The organism is Halalkalibacter akibai JCM 9157, from assembly GCF_000513135.1.
GTDB classification, from domain to species: Bacteria; Bacillota; Bacilli; order Bacillales; family Bacillaceae_D; genus Halalkalibacter; species Halalkalibacter akibai.
Genome location: NZ_BAUV01000012.1, coordinates 1 through 12991, shown reverse-complemented (window position 1 = coordinate 12991; position 12991 = coordinate 1). Strand labels below are relative to the sequence as shown.

Below are 12991 nucleotides of genomic sequence, written 5' to 3'. Positions count from 1 at the left end.
CATCCTCTCTACTCTCTATTGTAATGAATGTTCATTCATTTTTAAATAGTTATTTATTTATTTTTTTGTTTTTCGATCATTTTTTTTCGTTATACTAGGCATAAAAGCTGGTAATAGTAAGGGTAGAGGTGATTTTAATCAAACGTTTGTTTAATTTTCTATTGGTCGTTATTTTTCTAGTAGGTTGTCAGGCAGAATCTACTCCAGAAACAGAGCAGGAGCTTGAGCAAGATAACATAAAAGTAGAACAGGAAAGCGACGTGGATACATTTGCTCGTCTTATTGATACTTATCAACCTTTTACAGATTACGATATGTATCACGACGGTACAGGTCTTGGGGAGGGAATGAATTTTTTAGCTAAAACAGATCAAATCATTCTAGCCGAAGGACACCAAGGTCAAGCATTAGCTTTCTACCGGATTCTGAAGATTGATAGTGAAGCTGAAGCGGTCTTTATAACCCATGAATTTCAAGAAGGTACGGTTACCTTTGATTCAATCCGACTTGCTATTGAAGAGGAGGATCGAGATCCATTATTGGTTTTAGAAGAGTATCAATACGAGGAACAAAATAAGGAACAACTCTTTTTTTCAGCCACAGAAGAAGTGGAAGAAACGATTCTTATGAGTGGAGAAGATGTTGCTGTTCTTCCAGTTTATGTAGATGAGACCGTTTATTATTTTTCAGAAGGAAAAGGTCTTGTGCGTATCCTTTATCAAAGTGAAAGTGTCATCGACTTGTTTGGAGAAGAACAAATGGCAGAGGCTAATCCTCATTTATAAATTTTTTACGCCATTAAAATACAGGTATCCCAGCCTTGGGATACCTGTTTGTATTTAAGTTATTCGTTGCTAACCTTTTCTTTCGGTACTTGCTTTTGCTTTTCTTCTTCAACAAGAACCCGTCTTAAAATTTTGCCGACCAATGTTTTAGGAAGTTCTTGACGATATTCGTATAGTCTCGGAACTTTAAATGCTGCTAAATTCTTACGACAATACTCATCCAGTTCTTTTTCAGTCAAATTTTTCCCTTCTTTTAATACGACAAAGGCTTTTACGGTTTCACCCCGGTATTCATCTGGCACACCAATGACCACGGCTTCTTGAATCGCCTCATGCTCATACAGCACTTCTTCAATTTCTCTTGGATAAATATTGAAGCCACCAGCAATAATCATATCTTTCTTACGGTCAACAATAAAGAAGTACCCTTCTTCATCCATGTATCCCATATCACCAGTGAGGAACCAATCTTCTTTGAAAACTTTTGCCGTTTCCTCGGGACGATTCCAGTACCCTTTCATTACTTGAGGGCCTCTAATAGCAATCTCACCAACTTCACCTATTTCAGCAGGTTCACCTGTTTCTGCAGATAACACAGCCGCTTCTGTATCAGGCCAAGGTATTCCAACACTTCCTGTTTTCCGTTTCCCCCAAATTGGCGTTGAAATGGCAACAGGCGATGTTTCAGTTAACCCATACCCTTCTACAAGTTTGCCTCCAGTTAATTTTTCAAATTTCTGTTGTACTTCTAACGGAAGTGGTGCAGCTCCACTTAAACACGCTTTAATTGAAGACAAATTATGTTCTTTAATACTAGGGTCATTAATTAAAGCCACATACATTGTTGGTGCACCTGGAAACAATGTGATTTTCTGTTTCTCAATCGTTTTTAAAACATCTTTTGGATCAAACTTCGGTAAAATGACAGTCGTATGCCCGTTCATAATGCCAAGATTCATACTGACAGTCATACCGTATACATGGAAAAATGGTAATACAGCTAACCCTCTTTCTTCTCCAGGAGTTACTTTATATGTCCAGTGAATACATTGCAATGTATTTACAACTAGATTTTGGTGAGTTAGCATAACCCCTTTAGCAGGACCCGTAGTTCCCCCTGTGTATTGCAGTAGAGCTAAGTCAGAAACAGGATCCATGTCAACATGTACTTCTGTTGCTTTTCCAGCTTTTAGAAACGGTTTAAATGCGATTGTTTTATTGTTGTATTCGATATCAACTTTGATGCCTGTGTTTTTCTTTTGAACAAAAGGATAGAGCAAATTTTTAGGAAATGGTAGATAGTCTTTAATACTTGTGACAATGACATGTTCTAGTTTGGTTTTCGAACGGACTTTTTCAACACGCGGAAAGACAAGATCTAAACAAATGATTACTTTTGCACCTGAGTCAACGAGTTGATGTTCTAATTCTCTTTCCACATAAAGTGGATTCGTCTGAACAACAACTGCTCCAACCATAAGTGCTCCGTAGTAGCTTATGACTCCTTGAGGACAATTTGCTAACATAATAGCTACACGGTCACCTTTTTTTACACCAAGTGTCTGTAACTGGTTGGCAAACTGCTTTGCTTGTTCGTACAATTCCGTGAACGTCATATCCTTACCTAGAAAATGGAGAGCTGTGTTTGTTGAGTATTTCTCAGCAGATATCTTTAAATAATCGTGTAAACACCTCTCATCATATTCAATCGAATGTGGAACTTCCTCAGGATAATGGTCTAGCCAAATCTTCTCAACCGTTGTCATTTACTATCTCCCCCTTACTACTTTGATCTTACTCCTTTCTCATAAATCAATCTCCTCTATCTCTATTGTATTGTAATCGCTTACAATTTTGAATCTTTTTTTGTCTTTTTTGTGAATTTTTTTTATTTACTTATTTTTGTAAGTCCTTCATGCTCCGTTTCATTGCGCTGCAGGCACTTGCATTCCGCGGGGAGGAAGCTAAGCCCCCACGACGTTTCGTCTGTGTGGTCTTACCTTTCCCTCTTTTCCCGCAGGAGTCAAGTGCCTTCCGCTTCATTCCACTAAAAATCATCACATATCAAATTTCAAGCACTACACAACGATGATGCTTTTACTTTTTATCATTTGCTTTTCTATGGCAATCTCTAAGGATCTGTGAATTAGCTATCTAATAAACCCTCGTTTTTAAGGCGAAGCCTTCTGAATTTAGTTAGCGAGCTTGTGTCAATGACCGATTCTTCTGGCACCATATTGAGGCGTATTTGAATGACATATCAAATTTCGAACGTTCAACTTAATCGACATCTGAGGTGAAATGGTTGATAAAAATAATCTAGTTAGGACATTGAAGAGAAGGAAAATTTTATCTTTCCTCTCATCATAGCGGACGGGATGGGGGGCCGACTCCTGCAGGAGGGAAGGGCAAGTGGAAATCCACCGGCGAAGCCGGTTAGTTCCACGCCCGCCTGCGGAAAGCGTGTCCCCCATCCCGGTAGCGGGTTCGAAGCGACTTATCAAAGCCCACTCTTATAACAATAGCCTGTCTACCATCGCGCTTTTGAGAGATTAGACAGGCTAAAGTTTTCATGAAATTAACCTTGTCACTGTACGATAAAAATATGGACTTTTTCATGGCCTCATTTAGAGGACAGGGTGAGACCCTGCAGGCAGGCTCGGCCCCTCCCAGCGGAAAGCGAGTAGTTGCAGCGCCATGCAACGAACATACACATACGTAGGACGCGTAACCCATAAAAACAAAATATACGAAAAAAACCTTTCATTAAAATCAAAAAAACCGTCGAGTCTATTGACTCAACAGTTTCTTCTTTTTTATGGAGCGTAGAATATCATAAAAATAATTCCAGCTAAAATAAATGCTCCGCAGGCTACGTACAATATTTTCATTAATAGTTCCAATTGATTAAACGCTCCTTCTATCTCGCAATAATACTAGCTCCAATAACATAAGAAAGACCGACTGAAATAATCATAGCAATAAATCCTACTGCACGGTTATCGCGCTTGATTTCCTCGTCTACTTTAAAGGTAGGGGTGAGGAACTCAAAAATAAAATAGCCAACAAGGAGTAAAAAGAATCCTAATACACCCCAGCCAAGCATCGTTAATAATGAATCAGAATAACCAATAGAATGCCTGAAAATATTAGCTACACCAAAGATTTTTCCACCCGTTGCTAGAGCGACCGCGATATTCCCCTTTTTAATTTCCTGCCAGTTATTGTATTTCGTTACCGTCTCAAATATGGCTAAAAATAAAATAAGGGCCAGGAGAGAGACGCTGTAATACGCCGTTGTTCGAATCCATTCGTATTCAAATAATGCTTCCATAGTTTAAGCCTCTCTTATTTTAATTCTACCACTGTGTTGCCAAGCCCACCTTCATTCATTCCACCATCTCGTTCAGATTTAACATGTGGATGCTTCTTTAAAAGTTGTTTTACCCCTTTACGAAGAGCTCCGCTTCCTTTTCCGTGAATAATTGATACTTGATGGTACCCGGCTAGGAGAGCATCATCGATATATTTATCCACTTTGAGCATCGCATCTTCAAATCTCACTCCGCGTAAATCAAGTTCAGCTTTTACATGATGGTCATTTCCTCGAACCATTGCAAGTGGTTTGGTTTCTACTTGTTTTGGACGATCCAACAGTTCCAAGTTATCGTGTTTTACTTTCATCTTCATAATACCCATTTGTACTTGAAACTCATTGTCACTTATTTTCTCAACAATGAAGCCTTTCTGTCCAAAACTCAAAACTCTAACTTCATCACCTAGTTCAATGTTTTGTTTTTTAGCTGCTTCTTTCTTGATTTTCTTCTGTTTAGGAGTTAGTTTTGGCGCTGCTTGTTCAAGATGTTTTTTTGCATCAATAATTTGATGCTCTTTCACTGACAGTCCTTCTTTTTGCATTTCTCTTAGCTCACCAATGATGAATTCTGCTTCTTCTTTAGCCTCTGCCACCGCTTTTTCGGCTTTTTGCTCGGCTTCAAGTAGAATTCGTTCTTTTTCCTGCTCTAAAGCTTCTAGTTGCTTGATTAAATCTGAACGAAGACGCTCAGCTTCTTTCCGGATCTCTTGCGCTTTTTCCCAATCGGTCTCAGCTGATTTCTGACTCGTTTCTAAAGAAGCAATCATCGTTTCAATTTGATTCGATTCACTATCAATTTGTTCTTTCGCTTTATCAATAATTCGTTCATCGAGACCTAAGCGCCTTGAAATTGCAAAAGCATTACTTCGTCCAGGCACACCAATTAATAAACGATAAGTCGGCCTTAATGTTTCTACATTAAATTCTAGCTCGCGTTAATAGCTCCTTCTCGGTTATACGCATAGCCTTTTAATTCACTATAGTGAGTTGTTGCGACAACACAAGCACCGCGGTTATATACATCATCCAAAATCGAAATCGCAAGCGCGGCTCCTTCGGTTGGATCCGTACCAGCACCGAGTTCATCAAACAGAACTAGGCTTTGGAAATCGACTTTATCTAAAATATCTACAATGTTTGTCATATGAGAAGAGAATGTACTTAAGCTTTGTTCGATTGATTGTTCATCACCGATATCAGCAAATACTTGCTTGTATACAGCCATTTCAGATTCTTCTTCTACCGGAACATGAAGTCCTGCTTGTGCCATTAACGTCAGTAACCCGACTGTTTTTAACGTAACCGTTTTACCTCCCGTATTAGGTCCAGTAATAATAAGAGAGCGATAAGCTCCTCCTAATTCAACATCAATCGGGACAACTTCATCATCTTCTAAAAGTGGGTGCCTTGCTTTCTTTAAAAAGATATAGCCTTTTTCATTAAGCTTCGGTTCTGATGCTCTAATTTGTTTTGCATATCTAGCTTTGGCGAAAATAAAATCAAGTACAGCAAGGATTGTGAGATTATGAAGCAACTCATCAGCTACCTCTGCAACTTGTACCGATAACGCTGCTAAGATTCGTTCAACTTCTTTCTTTTCTTTTACTTTTGCTTCACGCAATTGGTTATTTAAGACAACGATTGCTTGCGGTTCGATAAATAAAGTTGCTCCAGAAGCTGATTGATCGTGAATGATTCCCCCAAATGAACTACGATACTCTTGTTTAACAGGAATAACAAAACGATCATTTCTTATCGTCACAATGGCATCTGATAGCATCTTCTGAGTACTTGAAGAACGAGTCATGCTTTCTAGTTTTGATCTTACTGACGACTCGTAGCTCCGCACTTGTGCTCGAATTGTCCTAAGCTCTGGACTTGCAGAATCCATCACGTGTCCATTATCATCTATACATTGTTTAATCTCACGTTCAACATCAGTTAGCGGTTCAATCTCGCTACAATATGAATAGAGTAACGGAAGCTCAATTTCCTCTTCTTCCACCATCGTAGTGATGAATTTTCTTAAACGACGTCCGCCATAAATCGTACTTGCTACTTCGACTAACTCATGTGCTGCAAGCGCTCCACCTATTTTTGCACGCTTAGCATGGGCAGTAACATCTGTGATTCCACCTAAAGGAGCTTGACCTTTTAATCTTAGAACCTTTGCCCCTTCTGAGGTTTCTAACTGCCATTTTTGAACTTCTTCTAAATCAGTAGAAGGAAGTAATGATTCGACTTTCTGTCTACCTAGCGAAGATGAAACATGTTCAAGCAATTGCTTTTTCATTTTCTCAAATTCTAGTACCCGTAAAACTCGTTCCATATGAGTAACTCCTTCTCTAATCAATCATTCATAGCGGTTCAAATAAGCCGTGAATGTTTCTAATGACCAAGTGTTCATGACCGAATCCTTTTTAAGCAACGCTTTTCTAGCGACACCAGTACCATAAACCATTAAATCAAGAGATTCTAAATGATGAGCGTCTGTATTAATAGCTATCGTAACTCCTGCTTCTTCTGCTTTTTTTAACCAGTGTGCTGCTAAATCTAACCTGTGGGGATTAGCGTTTAATTCAAGTGCTGTGTTCGTTTCTTTCGCCAACTCAATTAAGAGCTCTACGTCCACATCATAGCCATCCCTTCTGCCTAGTATTCGGCCAGTTGGATGGGCAATTAAATCAACATGTTTATTTTCTAGAGCTGTTCTTAATCGCTTCATGATCGTTTCTCTATCCTGTTGAAATGAGGAATGAATCGCCGCAATTACAAAATCAACTTCAGCTAAAACTTCATCATCATAGTCGAGTGATCCATCTGGTAGAATGTCCATTTCAATTCCAGTAAAAATCGTAATATCATCATATTGGTCATTTAGCTCTCTAATACGGGCGTGTTGTTCTTTCAAACGAGCAACAGATAATCCATTCGCTACACGCAAGTATTGAGAATGATCAGTGATTGCAATATATTGGTATCCTTTTTTCCTAGCAGCTTCAATCATGTCTTCAATCGAATGTGCTCCGTCACTCCAGGTTGTATGCATATGAAGATCACTGACAATATCTTCGTCTTTAATATAGTCAAACGCGTTCTCGACTTCTCCTTGGTCTTCTCGAGCTTCTGGAGGGATCCAATCTAGATTAAAATGAGCAAAGAATGCTTCTTCTGATTCAAATGTTTTTACTTCACCTGTTTCAACGTTTTCTACCCCATACTCACTTATTTTTTCCCCGCGTTTTTTAGCAAGCTGTCTCATTTTTACATTATGATTCTTAGAACCAGTAAAATGATGAAGAGTCGTTGCAAATTCATGAGGCTTCACAAGACGAAAATCAACTGAGATAGGCAAATCCAGTGTGATTTCAACAGAAATCTTCGTATCTCCACTTGCCACAACTTTCGTAATCGACTCAAGCTCCAATAATTGTGTTTTTACTTTTTCTGGATTAGTGGTTGAGATGATAAAATCTAAATCTTTAACCGTTTCACTCATGCGTCTTAGACTGCCCGCTTTGCTAAAGCGCTCAATTCCATCCATGTTCGCAAGGGCTTCTTCAATAGCTTGAGCTAAAGGAAGTACCAAAGGAAGTGCCAAACGGTCTGGGCGCTCATTAGCTTCTTTAATGGCAATTAAAATCTTCTCTTCTGTTTTCTTACCGAAACCAGCCAGCTTTTGAACCTCTTTTGCTTCACAAACCTGTTTAAGCGTGTCCATATCGACCACTTGCAGCTCTTGATAAAGCTTTCCAATTTTCTTACCACCAAGCCCTGGTAATTTTAACAAAGGAAGAAGTCCAGCCGGTACTTCGTTTTGTAATTCTTCCATGATGGTTGATTTACCCGTTTGAACAAGCTCCATAATTACTTCTGCGGTGCCTTTACCGATTCCACTCAAAGAAGCTGGGTTCTCTATTTGATCCAATGTACGCTCATCTGACTCAAGCGCAAGTGCCGCTTTTCGATAAGCCGATATTTTAAATGGATTGTCACCTTTAATTTCAAGGTACGTTCCGATTAATTCAAGGTGTTTAATGACATCTTTTTTATTCATCTTCCATCGTTCCTTTCTTCTTACCTTCATCATACCGATAGTTGGTAGACAAAATCAACGAAAGTACATAGAAAAAACGTATTGGAAAGAAAATCATCCAATACGCTTTGTTTTCACATAGTTAATCTACATTTTCTTAAATTATAATTGGTTATTGATCCATAACTCTTTCAACCAATCAGATAGAAAAGGAGTGCTATTTAACATAAACTGAATCATAATTGAGCCTTGCATCGCCTGTTGAACGAAATCAATCGGTAAAAGAGCTGCCACAAATAGCAGCACAAAAATAATAAGATAAGCTTCAACAAAACACAATATCCCACCTAGCAATTGATTTATCGACCTTAGGAAAGGTAGGTGCGCAAGGAAATCAAGCATAGATCCAAGTAAATGTAGAATGATTTTTGTTCCAAAAAATAAAATCGCAAAAGCAATCCCTGAGTAATACACATTTTCTGCATCAAATGTGTTGATAATCATCCCCATCGTGCTATCAGATGAAAATTGCGGATAAGGCACCCACAACCTTATATAAGTAGCAAGTTCCCCAAAATATGTATAAGCAACTACAATGGCCACTACGAAACTGATTAGATGGATAATTTGAAGGATAAACCCTCTTCTTCTACCAATAAAAAAACTACAAAATAAGATAAATAGAATTAAAAAGCTAAGCATGTTATTCGTCTCCTGTCGTTCTTTCCTGCTCTACTTTTTCTCTCAACATTTCATTTTCTTTCGCTAATTTTAAGTAGTCATCAACTATATTGACTGCCGTTAATACAGCTAACCGTGTAGTATCGAGATAAGGGTTTCTTTTTTTAATTTCTCGCATCTTCTGGTCAACTGTTTGAGCCACTTCTTTTACGTGTGCGGTAGGCTCCTCACCGACGATTGTATAATGTTGACCATAAATTGAAACCGTTATCCGCTGCTTTTCGTTTCGTTTTGACACGGAAAAGCCTCCTATCTACAAGTTAAATCAAAAGTTGACATATAAAACCTACATTCTATCATACCATGAAGGTTTTATAATGGAAACAAAAGATAGCAGAAATTTGGAAAAAATGCCTTTGAACCTTTCCATTCTCAAAATATGGTATGACCTTCATTTGCATTTTATGTAATTAAATGGCTGCTTTTCGTATACTTTGTTGTTTTCTACATTTTCGTCTATTCCCACTGCTTAATTCAAACTACAATTTGATATAAAAAAAGCTAACTAAAGGGTTTATTAGTCCTTTAATTAGCTTTAGATTTATAAAATGCTTGTTAGCCTCTTAATGTTGCTCCAACGTGTTCCTCAAGCATTTTCAATACTTCACCGTGTGCTTTTGTTACTTCTTCGTCCGTCAACGTTCTCTCAGGATCAAGATATGTTAGTGAAAACGCAAGTGATTTCTTGCCTTCTTCCATATGTTCTCCTTCGTATAAGTCGAAAAGACGAACCTTTTTTAGAAGTTCCCCACCAGCCCAATGAATGACCGTTTCAACCTCACCAGCTGAGCGGTGTGAATCTACCACAAGGGCAATATCGCGAGTCATCGCAGGGTAACGTGGCAACGCCTGATACACAACTGGTTTTGCTTGATGCTTCAAAATCGTTTCTAAATCCAATTCAAACACATACGTTTCTTTTAAATTTAATTGTTTTTGAAGAGAAGGATGGACTTGACCAATAAAGCCGATTTCCTTGCCATCAAGTTTCACTAAAGCGGTTCTTCCAGGATGCAAATCAGGTAGTGTTGCTTGTTCAAACACCACTTCTTCTTCTACTCCAAACGTTTCGAAAAGTTTTTCCATAATTCCTTTTGCTAGGAAAAAGTCAACAGCTTTCTTTTCTCCTTGCCAACCATGGTCCATCCACATTCCGGTTAACGCACCTGCAACCATTTCTTTTTCCAGAGGTTGATTTGTTAATGTTTCCTCATTACTTAAGAAAATTGATCCAATTTCATACACAAACACATCTGGATTTTTACGATTAATGTTGTAAGATAGAACATCAAACAAATGCGGAATTAAACTTGTACGCATTGTGCTTCGGTCTTCACTCATAGGCATCGCTAACGTTACAGGTGTTTGATTCATCTCAAAAGCAAAGCCTTTAGCTTTTTCTGGACTAGTTAATGAATAAGTGATTACTTGTGATAAACCAGAACCTTCTAATGTTCGGCGAGCTTGACGTCTTTTTTGTTGGTATTCAGTTAAAGCTCCTTGTGTTGTAGCCCCTGCTGGTAGAGTAGTTGGAATCAGATCATAACCATATAATCTAGCTACTTCTTCCATTAGATCTTCCTCAATCTGAATATCTGGGCGCCTTGATGGAATCGTTACTTGTAACACGTCACCATTATTGTCATAAGTAAAGCCTAAACGATTCATAAGCGCCATAACTTCTTCGGTTGAAACCTGAGTTCCTAAACGATTATTTACTCGGTTCACATCTAATTCGATCGTCTTAAGTTCATAAGAAAAAAGATCTTGTTCTACTACGCCTGATACAATCGTCCCACCAGCTAGTTCTGCCATTAAAGCAGCGGCACGTCTTCCAGCAGCTAATACACGGTCTTGTGCAATTCCTTTTTCATATCTTGTACTGGCATCACTACGCAAACCAAGATCGCGAGAGGCTTTGCGAATTGTTGCCCCTTCAAAATAAGCAGCTTCTAACAAAACAGTTGTCGTTCCAGCATGTACTTCTAATGTCGCTCCACCCATTACTCCAGCAATCGCTACAGGCTCTTTTCCGTTTGTAATAACCAAATGATCACTTGAAAGTGTTCTTTCTTGATCATCTAATGTGACAATCGTTTCCCCATCTTTAGCGCGGCGGACTACCACTTCCTTGGAACCAAAAAGATCATAGTCAAAGGCATGTAAAGGCTGACCGTACTCGAGCAATACGTAATTCGTTATATCAACAACGTTGCTAATTGGACGAATGCCCGCTGCCATTAAACGATTTTGTAGCCAAAGTGGTGACGTTCCTACTTTCACATCTTTAATAATAAGAGCGCCATAATATGGATTATCTTCTTTCGCTTCCACTTTTACGTCAATATAATCCGCTGCATTCTCCTCGTTTGAATTCACTTCAATTGAAGGTAACGTAACTTCCTTTTCATATAAAGCAGCAATTTCATATGCAACACCTAACATGTTTAAACAATCAGCACGGTTTGGTGTTAAATCTAATTCAAGAATTTCATCATCTAAGTTAAGAGCAGAAAGAGCACAGCTTCCTACTTCCACTTCATCTTTGAACACATAAATGCCTTCTGAATATTCTTTTTGAACTAGCTTGCTGTCGATCCCTAACTCTTGCAGGGAACAAATCATGCCTTGTGACACTTCGCCGCGTAACTTGGCTTTTTTAATTTTAAAATCACCTGGAAGAACGGCTCCTACTTTTGCAACCGCAACATGTTGGCCTGCGCTACATTCTTTGCTCCACAAACAATTTGAACAAGTTCTTCTTCACCAATGTCCACTTGACATACATTTAGTTTATCGGCATTAGGATGTTGAGTACATTCTTTTACAAATCCAACAACAACACCTGAGATTCCTTGGTTAAGAGAATGAACGAAATCAATTTCAATCCCACCGCGAGTCATTTTTTCTGCTATATCACGAGCTGAATGCTCTTTAACATCAACGTAATCTTGTAACCATTTATATGAGACTAACATGCAAACTCCTCCTTACACCCGTTTGAATTGCTTTAAGAAACGAACATCATTTGTGTAGAAATGACGAATATCATCAATATCGTATTTGAGCATTGCTAAACGCTCAACTCCCATACCAAAAGCAAAGCCACTGTACTTCGTTGAATCAAATCCACTCATTTCAAGTACGCGCGGATGAACCATTCCAGCCCCAAGTACTTCAATCCAGCCTGATTGTTTACAAATACGACAGCCTTTTCCGCCACACATTCCACAAGAAACATCTACTTCTACAGAAGGCTCTGTGAATGGGAAAAAGCTTGGACGTAAGCGAATCGAACGATCCTCTCCGAAGAAAGATTTCGCAAATTGCTCTAATACACCTTTTAAATCACTCATTCGTACATTTTCATCTACAAATAAGCCTTCAATTTGCATGAATTGATGAGAATGTGTCGCATCATCATCATCACGACGGAACACTTTTCCAGGGCAAATAACTTTAACTGGTCCTTTTCCTTTATGTAATTCCATTGTTCTTGCTTGAACAGGTGACGTATGTGTTCTTAGTAATAGTTCATCCGTAAAATAAAATGAATCTTGCATGTCACGTGCTGGGTGATCTTTAGGCAGATTCAGAGCTTCAAAGTTATAATAATCAACTTCTACTTCTGGTCCTTCTGCAACTGAGAAACCAAGACCGATAAATGCCTCTTCTACTTCTTCAACAACGGAAGTTAGCGGATGGCTTGAGCCACTTTGTACTGGACGGCCTGGCAAGGTTACATCAATGCTCTCTGTCGCAAGCTGTTGCTCGATCGCCGCTTGTTCTAATTCAACTTCCTTTTTCTCTACCTGTTCTTTAATGGCATCACGAACGTCATTCGCCATTTGACCAATTAAAGGACGTTCTTCTGCTGATAGTTTTCCCATTCCTCGTAACACTTCGGTAATAGGTCCTTTTTTGCCTAAATAAGCAACTCTAACTTCTTGCAATGCTTTTACATCTTCAGCTACAGCGACTTTCGCTAATGCCTCATCTCGCAAAGCTTCTAATCGTTCACGCATCTGGAGTGCCTCCTTTAAATTTGAACAA

General features: G+C 38.8%; 7 protein-coding genes and 3 pseudogenes. 1 reads left to right on the top strand and 9 read right to left on the bottom strand.

Annotated elements, in window-relative coordinates; genetic code table 11:
- The first annotated feature begins 128 nt into the window (after positions 1–128).
- Positions 129–785 carry a hypothetical protein gene (locus JCM9157_RS08925; protein WP_148296840.1) on the top strand — a complete coding sequence of 219 codons (657 nt, stop codon included), beginning with the start codon at positions 129–131 and terminating at the stop codon, positions 783–785.
- Positions 786–844: 59 nt separating this feature from the next.
- On the opposite strand, the gene JCM9157_RS08920 is transcribed toward JCM9157_RS08925, so the two are convergent.
- The 9 genes and pseudogenes from JCM9157_RS08920 to pheS form a co-directional block, all read right to left on the bottom strand.
- Positions 845–2551, bottom strand: a complete 1707-nt coding sequence (locus JCM9157_RS08920; RefSeq protein WP_035664004.1) for a long-chain-fatty-acid--CoA ligase — start codon at positions 2549–2551, stop codon at positions 845–847.
- Positions 2552–2869: 318 nt separating this feature from the next.
- Positions 2870–3065: pseudogene (locus JCM9157_RS24370) on the bottom strand (transposase); the annotation flags it as partial.
- Positions 3066–3705: 640 nt separating this feature from the next.
- Complete coding sequence (locus JCM9157_RS08915; protein ID WP_035664002.1) at positions 3706–4119, bottom strand: DUF350 domain-containing protein; 414 nt, start codon at positions 4117–4119, stop codon at positions 3706–3708.
- A gap of 14 nt (positions 4120–4133) precedes the next feature.
- Positions 4134–6490: pseudogene (locus JCM9157_RS08910) on the bottom strand (endonuclease MutS2).
- A 24-nt stretch (positions 6491–6514) separates the two neighbouring features.
- Complete coding sequence (gene polX / locus JCM9157_RS08905) at positions 6515–8248, bottom strand: DNA polymerase/3'-5' exonuclease PolX (protein ID WP_035664000.1); 1734 nt, start codon at positions 8246–8248, stop codon at positions 6515–6517.
- Positions 8249–8359: 111 nt separating this feature from the next.
- Positions 8360–8899, bottom strand: a complete 540-nt coding sequence (locus tag JCM9157_RS08900; RefSeq protein ID WP_035663998.1) for a CvpA family protein — start codon at positions 8897–8899, stop codon at positions 8360–8362.
- 1 nt (position 8900) lies between these two features.
- Complete coding sequence (gene zapA / locus JCM9157_RS08895) at positions 8901–9176, bottom strand: cell division protein ZapA (protein WP_035663997.1); 276 nt, start codon at positions 9174–9176, stop codon at positions 8901–8903.
- 317 nt (positions 9177–9493) lie between these two features.
- Positions 9494–11916: pseudogene (pheT, locus tag JCM9157_RS08890) on the bottom strand (phenylalanine--tRNA ligase subunit beta).
- A 12-nt stretch (positions 11917–11928) separates the two neighbouring features.
- Positions 11929–12963, bottom strand: coding sequence for a phenylalanine--tRNA ligase subunit alpha (gene pheS / locus JCM9157_RS08885; protein ID WP_035664120.1), 1035 nt, complete (start codon positions 12961–12963; stop codon positions 11929–11931).
- Positions 12964–12991 lie beyond the last annotated feature (28 nt).

What these genes read in the sequence shown, in the direction of transcription:
- JCM9157_RS08920 (WP_035664004.1), bottom strand. Translation starts at nt 2,551, where the DNA reads ATGACAACGGTTGAGAAGATTTGGCTAGACCATTATCCTGAGGAAGTT.
- JCM9157_RS08915 (WP_035664002.1), bottom strand. Translation starts at nt 4,119, where the DNA reads ATGGAAGCATTATTTGAATACGAATGGATTCGAACAACGGCGTATTAC.
- polX (WP_035664000.1), bottom strand. Translation starts at nt 8,248, where the DNA reads ATGAAGGTAAGAAGAAAGGAACGATGGAAGATGAATAAAAAAGATGTC.
- JCM9157_RS08900 (WP_035663998.1), bottom strand. Translation starts at nt 8,899, where the DNA reads ATGCTTAGCTTTTTAATTCTATTTATCTTATTTTGTAGTTTTTTTATT.
- pheS (WP_035664120.1), bottom strand. Translation starts at nt 12,963, where the DNA reads ATGCGTGAACGATTAGAAGCTTTGCGAGATGAGGCATTAGCGAAAGTC.